This is a genomic window from Streptomyces sp. NBC_00503, assembly GCF_036346895.1.
Taxonomy (GTDB): Bacteria; Actinomycetota; Actinomycetes; order Streptomycetales; family Streptomycetaceae; genus Streptomyces.
On sequence record NZ_CP107855.1, the window covers coordinates 196553 to 220929 of the forward strand.

At 69.8% G+C, this 24377-nt stretch carries 20 protein-coding genes and 2 pseudogenes; 9 read left to right on the forward strand and 13 right to left on the reverse strand.

The annotated features are described in order from the left end of the window. Positions 1-264: 264 nt before the first annotated feature. Complete coding sequence (locus tag OG490_RS01060) at positions 265-744, reverse strand: ricin-type beta-trefoil lectin domain protein (protein WP_330294361.1); 480 nt, start codon at positions 742-744, stop codon at positions 265-267. Between the two features lie 283 nt (positions 745-1027). Between OG490_RS01060 and OG490_RS01065 the strand changes: the two genes are divergently transcribed. Next, entirely contained in the window at positions 1028-1414 is a 387-nt protein-coding gene (locus tag OG490_RS01065; protein ID WP_330294362.1) for a VOC family protein, read from the forward strand. A 76-nt stretch (positions 1415-1490) separates the two neighbouring features. Here the strand turns inward: OG490_RS01065 and OG490_RS01070 are convergent, their stop codons facing one another. Continuing rightward, the gene (locus tag OG490_RS01070) at positions 1491-1937 is read right to left on the reverse strand and encodes a hypothetical protein (RefSeq protein ID WP_330294363.1); all 447 of its coding nucleotides are present in this window, start codon (positions 1935-1937) and stop codon (positions 1491-1493) included. A gap of 412 nt (positions 1938-2349) precedes the next feature. Continuing rightward, on the reverse strand, positions 2350-3858 hold the full coding sequence (locus OG490_RS01075; protein ID WP_330294364.1) for a glycosyltransferase family 39 protein: 1509 nt from the start codon (positions 3856-3858) through the stop codon (positions 2350-2352). A 219-nt stretch (positions 3859-4077) separates the two neighbouring features. Here OG490_RS01075 and OG490_RS01080 point away from each other — a divergent pair, with 219 nt between their 5' ends. Then, on the forward strand, positions 4078-4836 hold the full coding sequence (locus OG490_RS01080) for a hypothetical protein (RefSeq protein ID WP_330294365.1): 759 nt from the start codon (positions 4078-4080) through the stop codon (positions 4834-4836). A 103-nt stretch (positions 4837-4939) separates the two neighbouring features. Here OG490_RS01080 and OG490_RS01085 read toward each other — a convergent pair. After that, positions 4940-5359, reverse strand: a pseudogene (locus OG490_RS01085) (hypothetical protein); the annotation flags it as partial. A 388-nt stretch (positions 5360-5747) separates the two neighbouring features. On the opposite strand from OG490_RS01085, the gene OG490_RS01090 reads away from it, so the two are divergent. Next, on the forward strand, positions 5748-6350 hold the full coding sequence (locus OG490_RS01090) for an isochorismatase family protein (RefSeq protein WP_330294366.1): 603 nt from the start codon (positions 5748-5750) through the stop codon (positions 6348-6350). Between the two features lie 7 nt (positions 6351-6357). Continuing rightward, positions 6358-7266 (forward strand): GlxA family transcriptional regulator, encoded by a 909-nt coding sequence (locus OG490_RS01095; protein WP_330294367.1) that lies wholly within the window; start codon positions 6358-6360, stop codon positions 7264-7266. Positions 7267-7579: 313 nt separating this feature from the next. Here OG490_RS01095 and OG490_RS01100 read toward each other — a convergent pair whose 3' ends face one another. Further along, the gene (locus tag OG490_RS01100) at positions 7580-8458 is read right to left on the reverse strand and encodes a GNAT family N-acetyltransferase (RefSeq protein ID WP_330294368.1); all 879 of its coding nucleotides are present in this window, start codon (positions 8456-8458) and stop codon (positions 7580-7582) included. 251 nt (positions 8459-8709) lie between these two features. Continuing rightward, positions 8710-11481: a galactose-binding domain-containing protein gene (locus OG490_RS01105; protein ID WP_330294369.1), complete on the reverse strand. Its 2772-nt coding sequence runs from the start codon at positions 11479-11481 to the stop codon at positions 8710-8712. A gap of 371 nt (positions 11482-11852) precedes the next feature. Here OG490_RS01105 and OG490_RS01110 point away from each other — a divergent pair, with 371 nt between their 5' ends. Continuing rightward, positions 11853-14783, forward strand: a complete 2931-nt coding sequence (locus OG490_RS01110) for a discoidin domain-containing protein (protein ID WP_443065728.1) — start codon at positions 11853-11855, stop codon at positions 14781-14783. A 123-nt stretch (positions 14784-14906) separates the two neighbouring features. Here the strand turns inward: OG490_RS01110 and OG490_RS01120 are convergent, their stop codons facing one another. The 4 genes from OG490_RS01120 to OG490_RS01135 form a co-directional block, all read right to left on the reverse strand. Further along, on the reverse strand, positions 14907-15209 hold the full coding sequence (locus OG490_RS01120; RefSeq protein WP_330294370.1) for an excalibur calcium-binding domain-containing protein: 303 nt from the start codon (positions 15207-15209) through the stop codon (positions 14907-14909). An 88-nt stretch (positions 15210-15297) separates the two neighbouring features. Beyond that, positions 15298-15942: a hypothetical protein gene (locus tag OG490_RS01125; protein WP_330294371.1), complete on the reverse strand. Its 645-nt coding sequence runs from the start codon at positions 15940-15942 to the stop codon at positions 15298-15300. Between the two features lie 6 nt (positions 15943-15948). Then, a complete protein-coding gene (locus OG490_RS01130; protein ID WP_330294372.1) occupies positions 15949-16410 on the reverse strand; it encodes a hypothetical protein in 462 nt (153 codons plus the stop codon). 94 nt (positions 16411-16504) lie between these two features. Then, positions 16505-17167 (reverse strand): molybdopterin-dependent oxidoreductase, encoded by a 663-nt coding sequence (locus OG490_RS01135; protein WP_443065729.1) that lies wholly within the window; start codon positions 17165-17167, stop codon positions 16505-16507. Positions 17168-17358: 191 nt separating this feature from the next. On the opposite strand from OG490_RS01135, the gene OG490_RS01140 reads away from it, so the two are divergent. Next, a complete protein-coding gene (locus OG490_RS01140; RefSeq protein ID WP_330294374.1) occupies positions 17359-18072 on the forward strand; it encodes a M24 family metallopeptidase in 714 nt (237 codons plus the stop codon). Positions 18073-18135: 63 nt separating this feature from the next. On the opposite strand, the gene OG490_RS01145 is transcribed toward OG490_RS01140, so the two are convergent. Then, a complete protein-coding gene (locus tag OG490_RS01145) occupies positions 18136-18552 on the reverse strand; it encodes a TOBE domain-containing protein (RefSeq protein ID WP_330294375.1) in 417 nt (138 codons plus the stop codon). Between the two features lie 375 nt (positions 18553-18927). Here OG490_RS01145 and OG490_RS01150 point away from each other — a divergent pair. Together OG490_RS01150 and OG490_RS01155 are read left to right on the forward strand one after the other, a co-directional pair. Continuing rightward, positions 18928-19545, forward strand: a pseudogene (locus OG490_RS01150) (ATP-binding cassette domain-containing protein); the annotation flags it as partial. Positions 19546-19634: 89 nt separating this feature from the next. After that, complete coding sequence (locus OG490_RS01155; protein ID WP_330300730.1) at positions 19635-20003, forward strand: VOC family protein; 369 nt, start codon at positions 19635-19637, stop codon at positions 20001-20003. On the opposite strand, the gene OG490_RS01160 is transcribed toward OG490_RS01155, so the two are convergent. Continuing rightward, positions 19978-20520, reverse strand: coding sequence for an EamA family transporter (locus OG490_RS01160; protein ID WP_330294376.1), 543 nt, complete (start codon positions 20518-20520; stop codon positions 19978-19980). The genes OG490_RS01155 and OG490_RS01160 overlap by 26 nt on opposite strands. Before the next feature lie 158 nt (positions 20521-20678). Continuing rightward, entirely contained in the window at positions 20679-22055 is a 1377-nt protein-coding gene (locus tag OG490_RS01165; protein WP_330294377.1) for an ROK family transcriptional regulator, read from the reverse strand. A 195-nt stretch (positions 22056-22250) separates the two neighbouring features. On the opposite strand from OG490_RS01165, the gene OG490_RS01170 reads away from it, so the two are divergent. Then, positions 22251-24260: a hypothetical protein gene (locus OG490_RS01170; RefSeq protein ID WP_330294378.1), complete on the forward strand. Its 2010-nt coding sequence runs from the start codon at positions 22251-22253 to the stop codon at positions 24258-24260. Positions 24261-24377 lie beyond the last annotated feature (117 nt).

Consider the following 24377-nt stretch of genomic DNA (forward strand, 5'->3'; position numbering starts at 1 on the left):
TGCCGATGCGAACTCGCGGACAACCACCACGAAGAGGTCCTGATCATGACTTCGCGCACTACCGGCAGATCGAGGATCTCCGCGGCGCCCTCGAGCCCCTCCTCGGCACAGCACCAAACACACAGCAGACGTGACACCCAGAGACTTGGGGATGCGGCGGCTGCGGGCGAGCTGTCAGGGCTCCTGAAGGGCACCTGACAGCTGGGCCCGTCGATGCAACCGGCTTGCGAGATCCGGCCCGGAAGGCCTGTGGTGCGGTGAGGGTCAGGCGGCGGCGAGGCTGATCTGGTCCTTGAAGATCACCCAGTGCTGGCCCTGGTCCTTGGTGTCGCACGGCTTGGTCGAGACGTTCGGGGTGCTCCAGGCGTTGGCGAAACAATAGGCCGGAGCGTAGGCGAGGGCGATCTGCTGGCCCGAGACATTCCAGTACTGCCCCTGGTCCTTCGGGTCGCACGGCTTCGTGGAGACGTCCGAGGCGTTCCACGTGTTGGCGAGGCAGTAGGCCGGAGCGTTGGTCAGGGCGATCTGGTGGCCCGAGACGGTCCAGTGCTGGCCCTGGTCCTTCGGGTCGCACGGCTTCGTGGAGACCTTGGGGGTGCCCCAGGCATTCGCGAGGCAGTAGAGACCGGGAGCACGCAGGACCGGGGTGACGGCTGCCGCGGCCTGTGCCCCGGTGGCCGGCAGGAAGGAAGCGGTCAGCGCCAGCGTCATGAAGGCGAACGTCTTGCGGAGGGCGATTGCCATGGGGAGAAATCCGTTCTTGCTTGAGAAGTGGGATTCACGCCCGAACGCGAGATGGATTCCCAACTCGGTTACGAACGCAAGGTAATTGGTAGCACCACCCAAGGATTGGCCAACGGTTTCTGCGCAACACGTTCATCCGAAAGAGCCGCCATATGTGATGACCCGACAGATACTCCAGAACGGCCAGAGGAGCACACCAAGACACCCATTCCCGCTCGACCGCCGACACCACCAAGTGCTCCGGTCACACCCCTTCGCACGACCCACCACGTAGATTCGGACCATGGTTCACGTACTAGGCAGCAGAATCCTGCTACGCCCCACGGATCCGGAACGTTCCCGGGCCTTCTACGGGGAGGCGCTGGGCCTCGCCATCTACCGCGAGTTCGGGACCGGGCCGGATCGCGGCACGGTCTACTTCCTCGGCGGTGGGTTCCTGGAGGTATCGGGCCGCTCCGAGGAGCCGCCGGCGCCCGGGCTGCAGCTGTGGCTGCAGGTCGCCGACGCCCACGCTGCGCACGAGGAACTGGCGGCGGCGGGCGTACGCGTACTGAGGGCGCCCGCGAAGGAACCGTGGGGGCTGGTCGAGATGTGGATCGCGGACCCGGACGGGGTGCGGATCGCGCTCGTCGAGGTGCCGGACGACCACCCGTTGCGCTACCGCCCCTGATCGGCCGACCGGGCGGGACACGCCCATCGGCTCGCCCCGCCCGCCAACCACGAACCTTCGGGGGATCAGGTCGTGATCAGGTCTGACACTGCTTCGTGGCCGCTGGAGACCAGCCGCTCCACGCAGCGCCGTCGGCTCGGGCATGGACGCGGATCTCGACCTTCACCGGGCCGCACACCCGGGTCGTGCTGCCCACCGCAACAGGGTCGACGGCCGCGCCCGCCGCGACATAGGTGCGACCGCTTCCTACCTTCTCCCAGTGACCACCATCGACGACGCGGAAGAACGCCTCGTAGGAGACGTTCAGTCCCTTCGTGCCCGTGTTACGGGCCCTGATGTACGCGGTGATGTCCCGCGTAGGAAACCTGCCGGCCGATCCGCGCTGAGCACTGATGCAGCCGTTGATGGCCACACGGCCGGTCGACACACCCCCGCCGCATGCGATTGCGGCGGCGTGCGCGTTGGCTGGAAGCGTCAGCATCGTCAGCGCGGCCGCGCCCAGGATCGTTCCGGTACGCCTCAAGTGCAATGTCCTGTCCGTTCTTCGAGCCCGTCTTCTCGAAGAGACCATGGCGCTTCCTTGGGGACGTGGAGCAGCCTGTCGGCGGGATTTCGCCCGGATGGATGCAGGAAAGGCGGCGTGCCTTCAGGAGTCCGGGGGCGAGCTTGGTGGCTTCGTGGACTTCTCCCGGCGAACTGCGTCCCAGGAAGACCCGAGCGCGCGTAGTCGATGTTGTCCCGCTTGGGCATCGAGGATCCCGACGGGCGCGAGATCTCGTACGTCCCGGTCTCGGACGACGAGTACCGGGGGGGGCGCTGCGCAAGCAAGGGCTCCTGGGGGAGTTCGCGGACCTGTTCACGCTGATGCACTGCTTCATCGGGCAGTCATGGATGCGCCATCTGGCCGCCGCATCCATGGCAAGGAAAGCCTGCTGCTACGGCTTGCGCACCAGCAGTCCGACGGTCAGGCCGCTGAGGGTCTCCGTGCCGTAGGCGGTGTACTTCGCCCGTAGCGCCAGGGCCTGGTGTGCGGGGAGCGCTCGCAGGACGTCGGAGCTGTTGCCGGGTACCACCACCCAGATCCGGCTCTCCCCCGCGAGACACTCGGCCGGCCGCGGACAGTAGGTCGGGAACAGCTCGTTGTTCTCGGCCGCCGTCGCTGCGAGGAACACCTCGTGGGGATCCACATCGGGACGGAGGTAGTAGCGGACCCCCTGGTCCAGCATCCACGGGGCACCCCGCTGGTAGACCACCGCATCCCCGGGGCGGTAGTACTTCTCGATGCTGCGTGCCGCCCCCGCGTAGTCCGCAGCGTGCGGCACATCGTGTTCGAACGACCCCCTCATCCTGCGCTGATCAGGCAGCACGAGGAGCGCGATCACGGCCAGGACCACCGCGGTCCGCAGCCAGGACCTCGTGGCTCCGGCAAGCCCGGCCCCCGCCAGGAGCACCCAGGCCGGCACGGTGAACAGGGCGTACTGGTAGCGGAAGTAGGACGTGTCTCCGTGCGACGCCGCCCACAGCACGAGCGGGGGCAGTACGGCGACGGAAGCGCAGAGCAGAATGTTCTCTCGGCGTTCCAGCCATGCCAGAGCCGACAGTGCGACCACTGCTCCCGTGCACAGGCCGGACGCGAACAACTGGGGCCAGATTTCGACCAGGCCCCAAGGGCTCGGCTTCGGCAGCCAGAAGAGCTGGCGGGATGCCTGGGACCGGCCGACCATGACCACCGGCAATACGCACACGGCGGCGGCCAGAACCGCGATGAAGAAGTACCACAGACCGCGGCGCTCATGGCGGGTCCGCAGGACCACCGCCGTCACGTGACACAGCACAATCGTGAGCGCGATCAGGTGCAGCAGCCCCAGAGCCATCACGCAGAGCGCATAAGCCACCCAGGGTGCCCACTTGCCGGGCTTGTCCAGCGCCCGGAGCAGCAGATACGTCGCCGCGGTCGCGAGAAGCATCACCAGGGCATAGCTGCGAGCCTCTTGAGCGAACCGGCTCACTGCGGGAATGAGCGCGAAGAGCAGCCCGGCGCACAGCGCGGCACGCTGCCCGAAGAGTCGGCGCCCGATCAGGGTGACGAGAGCCGCCGTTGCGCCCATGGCCAGTACGGTGGGCATGCGCAGTGCCACCTGCGAGTCCCCGAACACAGCCGTCCAGCCGTGGATCAGGAAGTAGTAGGTACCGTGCACCGCGTCGACGTTGTGCATCATGGCCAGGATCTGCTGCGGACTCCGCTGGCTCACCTCCCAGGTGACCAGCTCGTCGGTGCCCAATTGCGTACCGTTGACCCCGAGGAGACAGACGGCCAATGTGGCCAGCATCGGCCAGATCCACAGGGCGGTCGACATTGTTCCGTCGTCGCGGGGTGCCTCGCGCCGGTCCTGGGCCTGGGCCTGGGCCTGGGCCTGGGCCTGGGCCTGCTGAGGAGTCCGCATAACAGTCGTCACAGAACCAGGCATAGTGCCGACGGCCACGGCGCCAGGGCTCGGCCGCGCCCGCCACGGAGTCTTTTCACCCCCGTGGTTCATGGAGCTTGTTCAGCGGTGGGTCCTCCTGGGGCCGGCGGATGCCGAGGTGGGGTGCCCGATGGCGGGGAAGGAGGATCGACTAACCTCCGGCGGACAGTGGTCAACGGGGAGGGGCAGGTCGTGAGGGTGGGACTGCGAAGACTGGCTGCCACAGGCGTGGCGGTGGCCATGGGCGGGGCGCTGGTGTGCGGGTGCGGGCCGCTCGGTGCGGACGGCGCGAGCGGATCCTCCGCGTCAGCCGACGCAGCTGCGCGCGCCTTGATCGCCGAGGCATCGCTGTCCTTCCGCTACGTGGGGGACTCCCATGTGGACGAGACGATGAATCAGCAGCTGGAGATCAAGAACGCCACTCGGGGTTCAGTGGCCCCGGTCCTGGCCTTCACGGCTCTGGACAAGAATCACCAGGAAATGCCTCAGGTCGCGGTGACCACGGTGTACGGAAGCGACCGCGGTGGCCTGGTGGTGCCCTACGGGACGAGCTGGGACACCCTGCGGTTCTCCGGCCCTGGCGAGCACGACGTGGCGGATGTCCGCGTGACGGTGCGGAGTGCGGCCGCCGCCCGAATACCGGCCGGGATGCACGACGTGAAGACTCAGGCATTGGACAGCCAGGGCCACGAGATCAGCAGGTTCGAGCGTTTCTCGGCGGTCCGTCTCACCAACGAGGACGATTTCCCCGTCTCCGTTCGGATCGCCTACATCCTCTGGGACCAGCCGCCCAAGGGCACGACCCAGCAGGCCGTCGAAGTCACCTCGGTCGGCGGCCTGACGGAGGTCCCGGCCCACGGAACTTCCGTCGTGCAGGTGAGCGCGGATGCGGCCGCTGCGGTGGCCCGCAATTCCAACGGCCCGGCGGTGAGCATCAAGGCCTACAACTCACAGTAGATTCGCGCAGTTCTGGCGAGCCCTGGGGACGGGTGGCCCGGTGCGCTCTCGCCGCGGTGAGGGCACGGTCATCAGCCTGGCGACGGCTGAAGCCGGTCCGCTCCTATGGCCGCGGTGTACTGTCCCAGCGCCACGTGGTGAGACGAGGGTGCCCCGGCAGTTCGGCGCGGCCGGTGGCCCACTACAGGGTGAGCCAGGGATCCGCGCCGCCCGGAGTCTCTGGAAACAGACGGCCGAGCACCCGCGCGCAGAGAGCGGAGGGCGGGGTCCAGGCAAGCCCGAAGCCTGCCGCCACATCGTGCATGTGCACCAGCGTCTCCACCACCCCCATCGCCGCGAAGCCTTCGGGGTCCGACACCCCGGCGGCGTGGTGGACTCGGACCCGGGGCGGCGTCGTACGCACCATGGCGACGAGCAGCGCACCGCAGGCCTCCAGCACCTGCACCAGGCCGGCCGGACCCGTGTCACGGTCCGCGTAGAGGAATCCGCGGTGACGGGAGACAGGGCCAATCCGGTTTCGACTGATCGGGACATGACAGCACCGCATCGCCAGGGCAGAGGGCAACCCCTTCCGGCCAGGGCGAGGTGGAGGAGGGCGACGGTCCCGGTCGCCCGTCACTCGGGTACTCGCCGGCGAAGTCCTCATCGCGCTGGAGCCCGCCCAGCCGGTCTCCCACCCACATCGCCGGACTTGGGAACCGTGCTGGTCCGGGGCCCCGCGAGCGTTCTCCCTGTTCGGTCCTGCGGCGCGTACAAGACGTGCCACCAATGGGCCGTGGGCTGGTGGGGGCCACAGGTCTCGCGCGGTGTCACGCACCCCTGCGCTTGAACCCTCTGTTGACCGGATCGGTCCGCTGCCGGACCCGATGCGGCCTGTCCCCTGGCTGCCCGCGCGGGCCAGGCTGGGGGACATGACCCGAGCACTGATCGTCATTGATGTCCAGGAGTCCTTCCGCGCCGAGCCGCTGTGGGAAACGATTTCCGACCCGAATATCGCTGAGAAGGTGAACCGCCTGGTCCGGCTCTCCCGGCAGGCCGGGGACCTTGTGGTGTGGGTGCTGCACTCCGAGCCCGGTGCCGGCGACGTCTTCGACCCGGCTCTCGGCCATGTCCGGCTGATGGCGCAGCTGGAGTCGGTGGACGGAGAGCCGGTGATCCACAAGACCTCGCACAACGCCTTCACCACCACCAACCTGCAGCAGCTCCTCACTGTGCACGGCATCCGCGAGCTCACCGTCTGCGGCATCCGTACCGAGCAGTGCGCGGAGACGACGACCCGCGTCGCATGCGATCTCGGCTACGAGGTCACCTTCGTGATCGACGCGACCGCGACGCATCCCATTCCCCACCGCGACGCTCCCGCCGACCAGAGCGTCGCCGATCTGCTGGCCGACCCCCGCACATTGCCGTCCGCGGAGGTCATCAGGCGCACGGAGTACGCCCTCGCCGGACGCTTCGCCACCATTGCGACGATCGACGGGCTGGAGGCCGAGGCCGGAGTGCACGTACGATGACCGAATCGTGAGCCACATCGTGTTCTTCCTGGTGCCCGGAGTCCAATTGTTGGACCTGGCCGGCCCTGCGCAGGTGTTCTCCACGGCGGCCGACTTCGGACACCCCTACACCCTCGCCTACATCGCCGAGCAGCCGCAGGTCCCCACCGCCCAGGGACTGCCGTTGGTGGCGGGGCTCGAGTGGCCCGAGCTCGGGCCCGAGGATCTGATCGTGGTGCCCGGCTGGTGGCCGGGCACCCTGGCCGACGGTCCCGCCATCGCCGACGCCTCCCTCCAGGTCCTCCGCGACCACCACGCCAGGGGCGGAACGGTGTCCAGCGTCTGCGCCGGAGCCGATGCGCTCGGCCGGGCGGGCCTGCTCGACGGCCGCCGCTGCACCACCCACCACGAGCTGCAGGACGAGCTGGCCCTGCGCCACCCCGGGGCGGTGGTCGTCCGCGATGTCCTGTTCACCGCCGACGACCGGGTGATCACCTCGGCCGGTATCGCCAGCGGCATCGATCTGGCCCTGCACCTGGTCGCAACCCGGCACGGCCCGGCCGCCGCCGCCCAAGTGGCCCGGGACATGGTCGTCTACGCCCGCCGCAACGGCCACGACCCCCAATCCAGCGCCATGCTCCGCCACCGGTCCCACCTCGACGACACCGTGCACCGAGTCCAGGACCTCATCGACACCCGCTTCGACCAACCGCTCCCCCTGCCCACGCTGGCCGCGGCCGTCGGCGTGAGCGAACGCACCCTCACCCGCCTCTTCAGCCGTGCCACCGGGCTCACCCCCCTGCGCTACCAGCAGACCCTCCGCCTCGAACACGCCCAACACCTCATCAGCCACGGCGCAACGATCGATGCCGCGGCCCGCGCGGTCGGATTCGAGGACCCCCGCATGCTGCGCCGCCTCCGCGCCCGCACGGCCTGAGCCTTGATGGAGAGATCGTCGAACTTCTGATGGCTGATCTCGACTTGCTCACCCTCGCCCCAGCCCTCGCCCTCGCCCTCGCCGCGGCCAAAGCCCAAGCGGAGCGAGCAGCTGGCTGAACGGCCGAGGAGGTGCATCTTGTGGCGTTGACGGGGCTCCGGCTTCGATCTTCCTCAACAGTTCCCCATCATCGTCATAGAGCTCAAGACTGAACCGCAGGCCGCAGCCCCCGTAGGCGGCCACGGAGGGTCTGTGAAGGTGCCGACGGGCCGGACCAGGTGATGCCCGGGTCCGACCCGTCGTCTGGTTGTCTCTACAGGTCGAGCTGGTACTGGACTGTCGTGTGTGTGGGTACGTAGTCGAGGCTGTCGCTGATGTGTCTCATGTGCGTGTTGCTGTCGGCGGTGTCGGTGAGGAGGCCGCCGAGGTGCGGGTGGCGTCCGTGGGCCTGTCGGATCGACTCGGCCTTCATCCATCGGCCGAGGCCGTGTCCGCGGTGTTCGGGCAGCACGCCGGTGCCGTAGTGCTGGCCGTCACCCGTGCCGCTTCCGGGGACGACGAGTTCTGTGAACCCGGCGATCGAGCCGTCGGTCGTGTCGATGGCTACGACCGTGTGCAGTTGGTCTCCGCGGTCTTCAACGGCCTTCGCTGCGGCCCGGACCCATTCCACGTCCCAGACGACGGTGCCGTAGTCGGTGTCCTCCATGGGCATGTCGTCCATGGCTCGGCGTGAGGCTGCGAACGTCCGGGCGAGGTCGTCGGGGACGGTTCCCTGCCATGACGCCAGCCGGTAGCCGGGGTGCGGCCGCTCGATGATCTCGGCGAGGGCGGTGGGGTCCACGTCGGCCAGTGGCAAGCGGGCGAATCTCAAGGTGAGCACTTTGCGGAAGCCGTGGGCCGGCAGGAAGTGATCGCCGGGCGATCCGTCCTCGGCCTGCGCGCTGACGCAGCGTCGGGCGTTGTCCCGGGCGACTGCCACGGCGGTGTCGAGGAGTTTGGAGCCGACGCCCTTGCGGCGCTCCGTGGGATGGACGTGGAGCGTCAGTTCGGCCAGGTGCGCCTGTCCGCCGTCGAACAGGCGCAGAAAGGCCGTCCCAACGGGGCTGGAATCGGCGTCGGACGCCAGCCATGCAAGGCGTCGGCTGTGCGCCCCGTGAGCGGGGTCGGTCAGTGGGGTGATGCGAAGCGACAAGGTGTCTCCGTCGTGAGGAGGTGGCAAAGGTCAGTAGGCGGGCTCACCTGCTGGCCACTCGTGCGCATGTGCTCCACACCTCCTCGTCGACGGTGCCGGTCCGGAACAACGTGGACGGCTCGGGCGAACTTAGCCGGACCATCTGTTCCTCGGCAAAGGGTTAACTGAAGGCAGGTCCGACCGCGGGGTCACAGCCACTCCTTCATGGCCGCGGTCAGTGCGGTTGCCTCATCGCGAACGGCGAGCTCGGTTCACGGGTTCCAGACCTCGAAGTCCGAGAGCTGGCCGGCGGGCCAGCCGGTGTTCGCGGAGACGGTGACCCGGATGTAGCGCTGTGTGGTGGCGGGGAAGGTGAGGGTGACGGTGTTGTTGGTGGCGGGGTCGAAGATGTAGGGGGCGGAGGACTTCAGGGTGGTGAAGGCCGCGCCGTCGGTGGAGCCCTGGACGGTCAGGGTCTGGTTGCGGGCGCCCCAGGTGGCGGGGAGCCGCAGAACCACCTTGCCTGTGCTCTGTGGGGAGCCGAGGTCGACCTGGACCCACTGCGGGAAGGCGTTGTTGGCGCTCTCCCAGTAGCTGTTCTGGTTGCCGTCCGTGGCATTCGACGACTGGTAGACACCGGTGTGGCTGGTCTCGGTGGTGGGTTTGCCCGCGGCCAGGTCGGTCGGCGTGGGCGTTGGCGTGGGATTCCCGTCCGAAACGGCGAAGGTGAGGTGGTTGAGGTTCCACCCGCCGCGGTCCTGGTCGACCGTCAGGATCTGTCTGCCGGCCGGGAGTGTGACGGTGGTGGTGACCGTCGTCCAGGACTGCCAGCCGCCGGTTGCGGGGATGCTGATCGCGCCGCTGAGGTTCGTGCCCGAGGCGTCGGACAGGTGCAGAGCGCCGGTTGCGGCGGAGGGGGCCGCCACGCGCAGGTTGACGGTGTACGTGCCCGCGGAGGCGACGTTCACGGTGTAGTGGAACCATTGCCCACCGGTGGTCCAGCCCAGGTTCTGGCCCCCGCCGGTGTCCGAGGTGCTCTCCAGGTCCACGCCGTCGGAGCGGTAGGCGGAACCGTTGCCGTTGCTGGAGGTGACGTTGTACGCCGCGCCCTGGCCGCCGGTGTCGTAGTTCTCCGCCTGTACGGTGCCGGGCACGGCCGCGGGTGTGCCGCCGTAGGGGCCTTGCGGGGTGGTGGCGCCCTGCCAGCTGTTGCCGCTGACCGAGGCCGTGAAGCCGCTCGAGTTGTTGGCGAAGGCGGTCATACCGGATTTCAGCCCGGTGAGGGTGTTGCCCGTGATGGTGGCGGATCCGGTGGGCGCAGGGTAGAAGGGGGGTGCGATCGCCACACCGCCTCGGCCGGGGTTGGTGATCGTGTTGTCCTTCAGCAGGGTGTTGGTCGAGGTGGAGAAGCCGATTGCATCGTAGAGGGAGTCGCCGACGGTGTTTCCGGTGACGTCGACCTTGTCGACGGTCCCGGTGTTCTGGCCGTCGCCGCCGTTGCCGACGTGCAGGGCCGGCTGCCCCTGGCCGTATGCGTTGCCGCCGGAGCGGAGCACGGTATTGCCCGACACGGTCGCGGAGAGCAGGTCGTCGCCGTTGACACCGAAGCGGCCGGCTCCCAGGCCGATGTAGCGCGCGGTGTCGCTGACCCGGTTGTTGGTGACCTGGTGGCCGCTGCCCCCGTAGATCGCGACGCCCTTGCCGCCCCACGGCGCTATCGAGGTGTTGTTGCTGACCGTGACGTCGGTCATCGGGTGGTAGTAGGTCCTGGAACCGTCGCCGTTGGTGTTGTAGTCGACCGAGTTGACGGCGATCGCGTCGTCTCCCGTGCCTCGCACGAAGTTGTTGGTGACGGTCAGAGCGTCTCCGGTGTCGGCTCCGAGCGAGACGTTGTTGACGTTGATGCCGTCCGCCCAGATCGAGGTCAGTCGGCTGTTGCTCACCTTGCCTCCGGTGCCCGAGGCCCAGAAGCCGGACATGGTGTGCTGGGTCCAGATGCCGTCGGCCGACCAGTTGCTGCCGGTGGTGTCCATGGCGCCGCCGTCGCCGCCGATGGTGCTGCCGCTGACGGCGTTGGCGTCGATGTGGAAGTCGCGCACGGCGCAGGACGTGACGGAGAACAGGGCCGCCAGGGGTGTGGTGTTGGGGACCGGTACGTCGCGGTAGACGGTGCTGTACCACTGGCCTGCGCCGGCGATGGTGATGCCCTGGGCGTGCAGGCCCGTGGTGCCCTTCACGTAGAAGGTGCCCTGCGGAATCCAGAGCGTCCTGCCCTGTGACTGGGCCTGGTCGATGCAGTTCTGGATGGCGGGGCCGCTGTCGGTGGCCTGGCTGTCGGCGGAGCCGTTGGTCGGGGTGTTGTCGGCGACCGCTCCGCAGCTGGTGATGGAGATCGAATCGGCCGGCTGGGCGAGCGGTGGCGGCGGGTTCTCCACGTCGATCACGTCGATGTCGTAGAAGGACGCGGTGTTGGCGGAGTCCTGCCGGAGGGAGAACGTGGCACCGGCCGGGATGGGCGCGCCGGTGACGAAGGTGCGTGCTTCGTCCCAGAACACGCGTGGGTTGCCGTCGGCCGGGCTCTGGTTGTCGCTGGTGTTGTAGTTGTCGTTGCCCTCGTACACCCAGCTCTGCTTGGAGTTGAGGTTCAGTGCCTGCCGGAACGTGCCGTTGACGTACAGGTTCAGAGTGGCGGTGGTGCCACCGCCGGACGGCGAATCGGGGATGCTGGCGCGGACGTTGAGGAAGCTGATGGGCTGTCCGGTGGTGTTGGTCCACCCGACGGACTGCCCCGTGCCTCCGAGGCGGACGTACGCGTGGCCGGACGCCTCCAGCGCGGCGCTGGAGTACCGGTCGGTCGGCGCCGCTGTCACCGAGGTGACGGCCGCGCCGCCGCCGAGGGCTCCGGACTCGCCCTCGTAGCTGGTGAACCCGGTCGCGGCCCCGGTCACCGCACTCGCGGCGGTCGTGGCGTGCGTCGACTCGGGGGCGGCGCTTGCCGAGACCACAGGCATCCACGCCGCGCCCAGGGCGGCGACGACCGCCACCGCAAGGAGTCTTCTCGTGCGTCCCGCTCGGCGGACAGGTAACGGAAACTCCAGCATCTGACACCCCTTCGGAGACCGTGCAAGCGCCGGGCTCCGACCGTACAAAGGACTCTGGAACCATGCAAGGTTTCTACAGAGTCAGGAAAAGATCTGACAGCGCGGATGGATGGGCATGGCACCACTCAGGGCGACCGGACTCGGAGCGGGCGAAAACGGCAGGAAGTACGGAAAGCGGAGGCCAGTGCAAGAATTTATTGCAGCAGCAAGTCCGCTTCTTGCGCACATTCATAGACTTCCTGCATGCGGAGTCGTAGCCTCCCGCGGTGAGCCACTTCGCACACTCCGATCGAGCCGCAAGGACGTACGCGCCCGTGTCCCAGTCGCCGCAAAGTCATGCACCCACTCCCGAGCAGGTCCGCCGCCTGAGACGGCGGGGAACCGCCGTCTTCCTGTCCCTTTCGCTGGCCGCCACCGCGGCCTTGACCGCCCTCGCGGTCGGCAGCGCGCCGGCCGCCCATGCCGTCGGGGTGCCCGCGCCCTCGCCCGTCGCCATACCCGGGCGGGGTGCGACCGTGCCCTTCACCGAGTTGGAGGCCGAGTACGCGGCCACCAACGGAGCCCTCATCGGCCCCGACCGCCTCTACGGACACCTCCCCTCCGAGGCGTCCGGCCGTCAGGCAGTGACACTTGGAGCCTCCGGGCAGTACGTGGAGTTCACCCTCACCAAGCCCGCCAACGCGATGTCCCTGCGCTACAGCCTCCCGGACACGGGGGACGGCAAGGGCCGCGACGCCACGCTGGACGTGCAGGCGAACGGACAGTCCGTCAAAACGCTGGCCGTGACCTCGAAATACAGCTGGTACTACGGCGGCTACCCCTTCAACAACAACCCGGGCGACACCAACCCGCACCACTTCTACGACGAGTCCCGCACCCTGCTCGGCGCCGACTACCCGGCCGGAACCAAGATCCGGGTGCAGGTGACCTCGACCGCGCAGTCGCCCTCGTTCACCATCGACCTCGCCGACTTCGAGCAGGTGGGCGCGGCTTCCGGCAAGCCCGCCGGAGCGCTCGACGCCGTCGCGGACTTCGGCGCCGACCCGACCGGGGCCACCGACTCCACGGCCCGGATGCAGGCCGCCGTCGATGCGGGCCACGCCCAGGGCAAGCTCGTCTTCGTACCGCCGGGCAACTACACCCTCTACGACCACGTGGTCGTGGACGGGGTCACCGTCCAGGGCGCGGGCCCCTGGTACACGGTCTTCGGCGGCCGCGACCCGGTCAACCGCAACCGCGCGGCCGGCTTCTACGGCAAGTACGTGGCGGGCGGCGGCTACACCGGCCCGGTCCGGCCGTACGAGGCGAACGGGCCCAGCCAGAACGTCACCCTCAAGGACTTCGCGATCATCGGCGACGTCCGCGAGCGGATCGACGACGACCAGGTGAACGCCCTGGGCGGCGCCATGTCCAATTCGACGGTCGACAACCTCTGGATCCAGCACGTCAAGGTCGCGGCGTGGATGGACGGTCCGATGGACCGTTTCACCATCAAGAACAGCCGTTTCCTCGACATGACCGCCGATGGCGTGAACTTCCACACGGGTGTCACGAACTCTCGCGTCACCAACACCTTCCTGCGCAACACGGGTGACGACGGTCTGGCCTCCTGGCCCCAGGACAAGCCCAACACCGACATCAGCTTCGACCACAACACCGTCGTACTGCCGATCCTGGCGAACAACATCGTCACCTACGGCGGCAAGGACTTCACCATCTCGGACAACGTCATGTCCGACACCATCAGCAACGGCGGCGGCCTGCACATCGCCAACCGCTACCCAGGCGTCAGCTCCGGCAAGGGCACCGCGGTCGCCGGCACCATCACAGCCGCGCGCAACACCCTCATCCGGGCCGGGAACAACGACTTCAACTGGAACTTCGGGGTCGGCGCGATCTGGTTCTCCGGCCTGAACGAGGCCGTCCAGGGCGCGAGCATAAAGATCTCCGACACCGACATCCTCGACTCCTCCTACGCCGCCATCCACTCGATCGAGGGCCCCATCAGCGGGGTGGAGTTCACCAACATCAACATCGACGGCGCCGGGACGTACGCCATCCAGGCCCAGTCGAACATCTCGATGAAGCTCACCAACGTCACCGCCAAGAACATCGCCCAGACCGCCACCCCGATCCACAACTGCATCGGCACCGGTCTGCAGATCACCGACGGCGGCGGCAACTCCGGCTGGAACACCGGACAGACCTGTTCCGGCGTGTGGCCGACGCCGGTGTGGACCAACGGCGGCGTCCCCAGCGGCGGCACCACGACTCCACCGACCACGCCGCCCACCACTCCCCCGACCACCCCGCCCACGACCCCGCCCACCACTCCCCCCACCACCCCGGCGAACGGCAACCTCGCCCAGGGCCGCCCCGCCACCGCGTCCTCGGCGGTGCAGTCCTACAGCGCCGCGAACACCGTGGACGGCAATGCCTCGACCTACTGGGAGAGCAACGGCAACGCCTTCCCCCAGACCTTGACGGTCGACCTCGGCGAGACCAAGCAGATCGGCAAGGTCACCCTGAAGCTGCCACCGTCCGCGGACTGGGCCACGCGGACCGAGAACCTCTCGGTGCTCGGCTCCACCGACAACTCTTCCTGGACCACGCTCAGCGGCCCCTCCGGCGTCACCTTCAACCCCGCCTCCGGTAACACGGCAACGCTTGCCCTCAACCCGGCCGGCGCCCGCTACGTCCGTCTGAACATCACCGGTAACACCGGCTGGGCGGCCGGGCAGATCTCGGAGTTCGAGGTGTACGCACCCGACGGCGGCGCGACCACCCCGCCCACCACGCCTCCCGCGACGACTCCTCCTCCCACACCCCCGGCCGACTCCAACCTGGCGCAGGGCCGCCCGGCGACCGACACCAGCCACACCCAGGGCTACGTGGCCGGCAATGTCACCGACGGCAACGCGGGCAGCTACTGGGAGAGCAACAACAACGCCTTCCCGCAGTCGCTCACCGTCGACCTCGGCGCCCAGCGCACCGTCGGCCGCCTCGTCCTGAAGCTCCCCTCCTCCTGGGGCACCCGTACACAGACGCTGTCCGTGCTCGGATCGGCCGACAACACGGCCTGGACGACAGTGAAGAACTCCGCCTCCTACACGTTCACCGAGGGCACGAACGCCGTCACCATCGCCCTTCCCTCCACAGGCGTTCGGTACCTGCGCCTGACCTTCACCGCGAACAGCGGCTGGCCGGCCGGCCAGCTTTCGGAACTGGAGGCGTACACCTCGTAACGGGCCGCGCGCACCCTCCGGCGGACGGCCGGCCCGCACTCCGGGCCGGCCGTTGCCCTGTCCGCACCCTCGCGACACTCCGCGAGCGCGGTGCCGGGCCGAGCACGACTGCTTCCACTGTTCCTACGTCGGCGACGGCTTGAACGGCTCGATGATCGGTGCGCCGTCCACGTCGGTCATGAAGTCGCGGTGGACCGGCTTCTTGTCCGCCGGCTTGGGGAGGTCCGGGCACGCGATGCCGTTGCCGTCCCGGTCGAGTCCGTTCGGGTCCAGTGCGTCCGCTCGCAGCACCGCTTGCGCGTCGGCCTGGGCCTTGAACGCATCGCATTCGACCACGTGCCCCTTGTGTACATATGGAGCGACGTCGAACGTGTACTCCGAGGCGTCATTGCCGGCGCACGCGGCCAGCGTGATCGCCGCGATCACACCGACCGCCGCGATGGCGGTACGACGACCCGGTCGAAGCCGGTGATCCCGGCCCCCTTGGATGGCGCGTGACTGGTATGGCATGGTCCTAGGCCGATCCTGTCCGGAAAACCTCGACCTTGTTGTTCGCCGGATCGACCGCGTACACCTTCGCCGTAGCGTTGTTCACGGCCAGCGCGACGAACTGGCTGGGCGTGCCGAGCGGAGCTTGCGTCAGCAGCGTGGTGCCGTCGGCCACCCCGAGCCCACCCGGCGCGGTGGCACCTTTTGTTGCGCGCCGAAGATCCTGTTGAAGTTGTTCAGCGAGGCGATCTTGCGTGAGGAGTTCCCGATGGCATTTGACATTTGGCAGGCCGTTGCCTGCCCCGTGACCTTCGTCCCGATGATTCGGTCGATGCGCCCCCCGCTCGAGCCGCAGTTCGTTCCACCGGTGAGGTAGACGTAGACCGACCCTCCCGCGGGGTTGTAGACCGCGGCCTGGGGAGAGAAAGTCGTTCCCGCCGGGTCGTCGATCATCGTTGAAGTCTTGTCGCCGGGGGTTTATGACGATCGTTGTCGCGACGGGTTTCCACTGGCCCGTCGCGTCCACAACGCACTTCTTGGCAAGGAGGTAGACGAGGTTGCAGCTCGGATCGACGACGGTGCTGCCACGAACGGAGCTGGGATAGAGGCCGCTCCCGTTGGTGGCGCTGCAGGCTTTCTTCGTCGGGAAATCCACCTCGAGCCTGGCCACGTGGGTCTACGAGATGGCCAAGAGGCCGATGTCGGGGCTCAGAACGCCGCCGTTACCCGACTTCGCCAGGTACACCTCGTGGAGCGCGGCGTTGAAGGAGAAGTCCATGCCGTTGCTTGCGGTCGCCGTTCCCACAGTGCCCGGTGGGAACGGGATACGCACCGCCGACGAGGTGCCGGCCGCGATGTAGGCAACCTCCGAGGTGGCTGCACCACCACCGCCGAGGTAGACGTCACCGTTCTCGGGGGAGACGGCCAGGCCGACGACGGTCGTCGTCGAGAAGTCGCCGACACGGGTCACTTGATTGGCGTGTGCCGTGTCGATGACAGCGACGCCGTTCGTACCCCCGACGTAGACCTGCCCCGTGCCGGGAGCGGTGGCCACGACGTACACGCGATTGGCCTTCTCGTCGACCGCGACGTCGGCCGGATTCGTGCCCACCTGGACCGCGTCCGCAGGGCGCTCCATGGGTGCGGTGTCATACAGCGGTCGGGCGTCAGGGCCCTGGCGCCACCGCAGCCCGTGGCGCCTTCGTTGAACGTGGGGCGAGGTAACTGCCCTGCTATTGCTCCTGGTAGGAGTGGCGCTGGCCCTTCCAGGGGTCGCCGATGTTGTGGAAGCCCCGCTCCTCCCAGAAGCCGCGGCGGTCCTGCGTCATGTACTCGATGGCGCGCAGCCACTTCGGGCCCTTGTAGCCGTACAGGTGCGGGACGACGAGACGCAGTGGAAAGCCGTGTTCGACGGTGAGCGGTTCCCCGTTGTGGTGGGTGGCCAGGAGGGTGCGCTCGGAGGTGAAGTCGGCGAGGCGGAGGTTGGCGCTGTAGCCGTACTCCGCCCAGGCCATCACGTGCGTCACCTGTGAGGCGGGCGGGGCCAGCTCCAGCAGGGTGGCGGCCGGTACGCCGAAGAATTCGTGGTCGGTGGAGGTCGGACCCGAGGCGCAGTGCATGTCCGTCTCGATCGTGATGCCGGACAGGGCGGCGACCTCCTCGAAGGTCCAGGTGTACTTCTCCCCCGTGGCGGTGGCTCCGAAGACCTGCAGGTTCCATCGGTCCGGCCGGAACTTGGGGACCGGGCCGTAGTGCGAGACGGGCCAGCCCTTCGCCAGTTTCTGGCCGGGAGGAAGTTGTCCCGTTCCCACGATGGCGCCCCGCTCTCCCGTCGACCGGTGCGAGGACGCCACCCGCACGTCACCCGCCTCTCCGCGATCAAAGTCTGCCAGCATCCACCGGCCGCCCGCCGACAACCCCGGCGCGCGGGCCGTGCCGCGCGTGGTTCATAGGTATCGCCAGGTCACCGTCCGGTTCCGGGCCCGGGAACTGGTGGGGCAACCACTGCACATCCGACGGGTAGGGGCGTTGACTGATACGGCTCCCAGTAGTCGGGCGCACTGGCAGCAGGAAGAGGAAGAGCACCATGGCAGTACCTGACCGGATGGACGAGCACCTACGAGCCTTGCGGCTGGTGGAGGCGCAGCGGCTGGCCCAGGCCGTGTTCGCGGAGGTGGCGCAGGGCGGGCTCGTCGTACCCGGCCGCACCGAGCTCGAGGCGGACACCCTGATCAAGGAGGTGGCGGAGGGCATCTTCGGCCCCGGCGCGGGCCAGCCGGGACGGATGGTGCGCTCAGGACCGCACACCGTGCTCCCGTACGGGCAGGAGCCGCCGGATCGCGTGATCGGCGCGGACGAGATTGTCGTACTGGACTTCGGGCCGCTCCTGGCCGGGCACGAGACCGACTTCGCCCGTACCGTCGTCCTCGGCGACGACCCGGGCAGGCACCGGCTCGTCGAGAACCTGGCCGAGTTGGGCGCGGCAGCCCGACAGGTGTTCCTCGGGGAAGACAAGATCACCGGAAGACAGCTGCAGGCCGAGGTGCGGTCCCTGGCCGCCCGGGCGGGCTGGACGCTCGGTACCTGGCACGTCGGCCGCCTCAGCGGGCAGGCCCCTGCTTCGGGCACCTGCGGGGCGTGCGGGATACGGCCCGAGTGCTTCATCGGCCCGGACAACGATCAGCCGCTCCGCCGTACCGTGGGCGGGGGTTGGCGGGCCCACTGGATCCTGGAGATCCGTCTGGTCGACTCGTACCGCGGATGCGGCGGCGCGTTCAAGCAGCTCCTCGACCTGGTCTGACCCCGGACGCGCCGAGCGTTCCGTACCAGGAGGTGCGGGGGCGTTCGGTCGACGCGGGGGTGATCAGAGGGAGAGGGAGATCTCGGTCGACTTGATCAGCGCGACGACGGAGGAGCCGGCGGCCAGACCGAGGGCCTCGACGGCGTCCTTGGTGATCGCGGCAGTCAGCTCGCCGCCCTCGACGGAGACCTTGACCGAGCCCATGGCGCCACCGGTCGCGACGTCGGTGACGGTGCCCGCGAGCTGGTTGCGGATGGAGATGCCCTCGACCGGACCGGTCGCTAGGGCAACCTCGGTGGACTTCACGAGCGCCTTGACGGCGGTGCCCTCGGCGAAGCCGAGGTCCTTGACGGCGTCGGTGGTGATCGCGGCCGTGATGTCCTGACCGCCAGCCAGGCGGACCTTCACCGTGGACATGGCCTCGCCGGCCGTGACGGAGGTGATGGTGCCGGGGATCTGGTTGCGGATGCTCAGGCTCATGGGAGTAACGCCTCACTCTGAATCGGTGGGGGAAAGCGACCTGTCGGCCACCACATTGATCACGCTAGCCGCACACGTCCCACACCGCTTGGAGGACACCTCATCCGCCAGGCGAAGGGCACTTGCGGCATGGCATTTTCACCCCAGTCGAACGTCCTGACAATTCGGGAGGCGTCAGCCCTGACACCGCACGACGCTGGGCCGACGCCGGGAAGGTCCCCACCTACCGGGAGAGCGACGACGGCCTGGGGCGGCGGCTGATCGACGGCCGCGACCTGGCGGCGTTCGCCACCCCCGAGTTCCCGGTCGGCCGCTACCGCAAGCAGATCCTCGACGCCCAGAAGATCGAGGTGAAGCCGGTCTCCCAGGAGCCCAACGTCCGCGCCGCTGCGCGCCCACGGCATGCCCAAGGCCCGGGCCCGCGCCGAAGCCCACCGCTGGCTCGACCGGCTCGGCGTCGGCCACCTCGCCCACCGCAAGCCCGGCGAGCTCTCCGGTGGCCAGGCCCAGCGGGTAGCCCTGGCCCGCGCCCTGGCCGCCCGCCCCCGACTGCTCCTCCTCGACGAACCCCTCGCCACCGCCCTCGACCAGACGACCCGCGCCCACGTCCGCCACACCCTGCGCCGCCACCTGGCCGGCTTCGGCGGAGTCTGCCTCATCGTCACCCACGACCCGGTCGAAGCCGTCTCACTGGCCGACCGCGTCCTCGTACTCGCCGACGGCCGCACCCTCCAGGACGCCACCCCCTCCGAAGTCACCCGCCACCCCCGCTCCCCCTGGGTGGCCCGCATGCTCGGCCGCAACGTCTGGCAGGGCGTCGTACGAGAGATCACCGTCGTCGGCAGCCGCCTGCGCATCCTGATCACCTCGGACCGGACCCCCGACCTGATCGCCGAAATCACCCCCCAGGCCGCCGCCGACCTCGCCCTGGCCGACGGCTCCGATATCTGGGCCAGCCTCAAGGCCACCGAGATCACCCTCGTCGAACTCTGAAGCTCCGCTCAGCGGGGTGGGTTCTGCCGATGAGTTCACCGTTCTCGAACGGTCTACCCATCGACACCACCGTTCCCGACAGGAGTGCCATGTCCACCATCCAGCCCGTGATCATCACTGCCGACCAGGACGTTCTGCTCGGCTTCTATACGAAACTGTTCGGCGCTGAGGAGATCTTCCGGGTACCGGAGGAAGGTCCGGCCTTCTACGTCGGTCTGCGCATCGGCGACTCCGACCTCGGGGTGGTGGCCAAGACGGACCCGGGGAGCGGTGCAGCGCCGCGGGTCCTGCTCAGCATCGGTGTCGACGACGTCGAGGAGACGCTCGCCCGGGTGGAGGCGCTGGGCGGCTCGGTCCGCAGCGGCCCCAACGACATGCCGTGGGGACAGCGCGTCGCCCACATCCAGGACCCCGACGGCAACCCGGTCAACCTCACTCAGCCGATCCCGGCCCGGTGACGGTGTTCCGGGGGCATGCACTGATCGCTGCTTCGGGTGTGGGCCCCGCCAGCCACACGACAACGGCCCCCGCGCCGGCCACGACGACGATGCCCGCGACCGCGGTCCTGCTGATGTGTTCGCCGAAGATCAGCAGTCCGGCAAGGGATCCCATGACCGGGACGATGCTGAACAGCGTGCCGACCACTCGCACAGAGGACACCCTGGCCGCGATCGTGTCGACGGCGTACGGAATCGCGACCCCCACCACAGCGGCCGCGGCCAGCACCAGCCACTGGTGCCCGCTCGCCCGGCCGGCCGCGCTGAAGTACCCACCGGGCCCGGAGATCAACAGCACCCCCGCGAAGGCGGCCGGCGCGCACAGGCCCTCCCGGATCCGCCGCGACGCCAGGAACGCCACCGCGCAGGGACCCCGGAACTCCAGGGTGACGGCGACACCGAGCGGGATCCGGTCGATGGCCGAGTACAAGCAGAGGTTCATGGCCGCCATGGCCACCCCGTAGACGGCGATCGACATCCACTGACCGCGGGTGCGCCCACGCAACCGCGGTCTGAGCGGCGCGCACCGGATCAGCGCGGCGATGGCCGAGGGAGCGAACACGCACGGGAAGTCCCGGGAACCCGTACGAGCTGTCGCGCCCAGCTCGAGGACCCCATCACGGACTCCTTCCGGCCTCAGTGGCCCGCGGCCGCCGGGACCGCGTGGGACGGGTCCTCGTAGACCGGGTCGAGGGCGAGCAGGGCGCCGCCTCGGGCCGGGGCGGTGAAGCCGAGGGCGGACAGGAGGAGGCGGCAGCCGCCCGTGTCCGGGGCCATCACCCGTTCGGCCATCAGGCGTTCCACGCGGGGGGCCAAGTAGGCGCCGAAGTAGGTGAAGTAGCCGCCGAGGACCACCGCGCGCGGGTTCAGGACGTCGGCCAGCAGCGCCAGGCCGAGGCCGAGGCCGGCGGCGACCTTGTCGAGGGCCTCCAGCGTCCGGGGGTCCCCTGCCGCCGCCCGTTCCTGGAGGTCCGCCAGGCGCGACTCCAGGTCGAGGGAGGGGTCGTGTACGGGGTCCTCGGGTGCGGCGGCGTGCCGCAGCAGGGCGGCGAGTCCGACCATGGTCTCCCAGCAGCCGCGGCGCCCGCAGGCGCAGAGGGCCCCGCCGGGGTCGAGCGGCATGTGCCCGATTTCCCCGGCGAATCCGGCGGCCCCGCGGTGGAGCCGGCCGCCGCTGATGATCCCGCCGCCCACGCCCGTCTCGCCGGTGACGTAGACGAGGTCGTGGATGCCGGCGGCGGAGGCCTCCAAGTACTCGGCTACGGCGCCGAGTTTGGCGTCGTTCTCCAGGCGCAGCTGGGGCGCCCCGCGCCCCAGCCGGGTACGGATCCCGCTGACGGCGTCGACGTCGTGCCAGCCGATGTTCGCGGCGTAGACGACGGTGCCCGAGCTGATGTCGACGACTCCGGGGGCGGCGATGGTGATCCCGGCCGTGGCGACCCCGGCGGCGTCCAGGGCGGCGAGGGCCTCGCGCAGGAGACCGGCGGCGCCGTCGAGGACGGCGTCCGGTCCCGCGGTACGCACGTCCATGGCGACGCGGCGCTCGAAGACGGTGTCCCCGCCCAGGGTGAGGGCGACGGCGGCCAGGTAGTCGACGTTGATCTCGAGGCCGATGCCGCACAGCCGGCGTCCGTCGATCCGGACGCTCTGGCCGGGGCGGCCGACCGAGCCGTCCCGCTGGGCGTCCCCCTCGCGGGCCAGGCCGAGCTCGATGAGCTCGGTGACCAGGCCGGTGACGGTGGGCCGCGGCAGGCCCGTATCGGCGGCGATCCGTGCACGTGAGCGAGGTCCCGCGTCGCGCAGGAGGCGCAGGACCAGGCCGAGGTTGGTGCGGCGGATGGAGGTCCTCCCGGCGGGCCGGGATGGGCCGTTGATCGTGACCGGGTCGACGAGCGCACCCCGGCCAGCGTCCCGGCCGCCGCCCCCTTCGCGGTCCCGGCCGTCGCCGCCTTCGCCGCCCCGCCCGCCGTCCCGTCCGCCGTCGCGCCCCGTGCTTCGCGGATCTGCCTTCACCGGTGCTCCTCACTGCCGTGCCCGAGAGTCTGCCAGCCACACGTCCAGCGACCCTGGCCCGGAACGGATTCGGTCCGCGGGGTTGACTGACCCTCTTTTAATTCCGATGCTAACGAAACTAATTGGCGCCGTGAAGGGGCCGAGGAGACGGCGAGACGACGGAGACGGCGAGGCGACGGCGAGGAGGCCGACGGCGTGAGCGTCCGGTACCACCTGCGGTTCCAGATCCATCCCTACGAGGGCACGGACTCCGTCGCGGTCGCGGCCGCCGAACTGGCCAAAACCTGCACAGGCGCCGGAGTTGACGAGGTGGTCCTGCTCCTCGGCGCCGAGGAGCACTTCACCGGACACCTCGCCGGACCCGAGGAGGACCTCTGGTTCGACGCGGCGGCCACCGCTCAGGAGGTCCTCCTCGGGGCGGGCCTGGAGGTGAGCCTCAATCCCTGGGTGACGGCCGGCCACGCAGACCGGGGCCGCACGGGTGCCCACGGCTTCGCCCCGATGGTGTCCCCGGACGGGGAGGTCTCGGCGGCGCAGGCCTCCTTCGCCTGCCCGCGCTGGCGGGCCTGGCTGAGCGCACACTACGGGCGCTTCGCCGAGCTCGGCTTCCGCGTGCTGTGGCTGGAGGACGACTTCCGCTTCCACAACCACGCGCCGCTCGGCTGGGGCGGCGGATTCGAACCCCTCATGCTGGAACGGTTGGCCGACCTGGCCGGCCGCCCCGTCCCGCGCCCGGAGCTGGTCGCCGCACTCACGGCGCCCGGTCCCCCGCACCCGCTGCGCGTGTTGTGGCAACAGGTTTGGCGGACCGCGCAGTTGGAGGTGGCCGCGCAGGTCGCCGCGGAGGTCCACCGCCGCTCGGCCGGACGCTCCCGTACCGGGCTGATGAGCTCGGGCCTGGACGCCGCTTCCGTGGAGGGCCGCGACTGGGGCGCGCTGTTCGGTGCGCTGGCCCCGGGGGGCCGCGCCGTGCACCGCCCACACTTCGCCCCGTACTCCGACGCCCCCGGGCGCGAGCTCAGCCGCCAGCTGTGGATGCTCGAACTCCAGCGCTCCCTGCGCCCCGACTTCGTTGGGAGCGAGCCGGAGATCGAGAACTGGCCCCACACCTCCTGGTCCAAATCCGATGCGCAGACCTGGTCGGAGATGGTCGCGGCCCAGCTGTCCGGGGCGGACGCCCTGCTGCTCAACCTGTATCCCGTGCACGGCGGGAGCCCCGGCCGCCATCCCCGGATCCCGGAACTGCTCGAACGCGCCCGGCCCGCGCTGGACCTCGTAGGCCGTCAGCACCCGCGCGAGCAGCGCACCTTCGGCGTGGGGCTGCCCTTCGCCCAGGACGCCGCCGCCCACGTACGGGCCCACGGCGGCGGCCTGGCCGAGCTGGCCGTCGACCCGGGCCCGGCGGCCGACCTCCTGCTGCGCTGCGGGGTGCCGGTGACGGCCGGACCCGCGCCGGTGCAGGCCCTGTTCGGCCCGTCGGCCGACGCCTTCGACGACACGGCCGTACGAGCCCTGCTGGCCGGCGGTCTGCTGCTCGACGGGGTCGCCGCCGTGATCCTGCACCGGCGCGGCTTCGGGGCCCTGATCGGCCTGCAGGAGGCCGAGACCGTGGGCCGGGAGGCCTCGGCCCCGGGCGGACCGGGCCCGTACGCCACCGAACACCTCGGCGCCGCCGCCGGGGAGGAGTTCCGCGGCCTCGTCCTCAGCGTCAACGCCCAACCCGCCCTGGCCCGGCTCCGGGAGGCGCCCGGGGCGGAGCGGTGGAGCGAGGTCCGCACGCCGGACGGCCGCCCCTGGGGTGCGGCGCGGACCGCTTTCGCCAACGCGCTCGGCGGCCGCGTCGCCGTGCTCGCGGCGACCGACGCACGCGTGCTGCCGCTCGACGACCACGCGCAGCGGCTGCTGCACCGCACCGTCCGCTTCCTGGAGGGGCCCGCCCCCGCGCTGCCCCTCGTCAGCGGCGGCCCGTACCTGATCCCGCACCTGTCGTACGCCTACGGGGCCACCACCCTGACGGTGGCCAACGGCTGCCAGGATCCCGCCCGCCCGGTGGTGGACCTGCCGCGGCTCCCCGACGGGACCGTGGCCGCAACGCTCCTGGCCCCGCTGGCCGAGCCCCGCCCGGCGGACACCGCCGTGCACGGTCAGACCCTGCGCTTCGGAGCCGAACTGCCTCACCGGGGCTGGGCCGTCCTGCGCTGGTGACGGCCGGGCCGCAGCCCGTACCCCTGCCCGTACCCCTGCCCTGGTCCCGACCCGCACGGCGCCACGCCGTGCGCCCTGCCCGTACCGCCGCACGGACCCGTACCGCACCCACCGCAA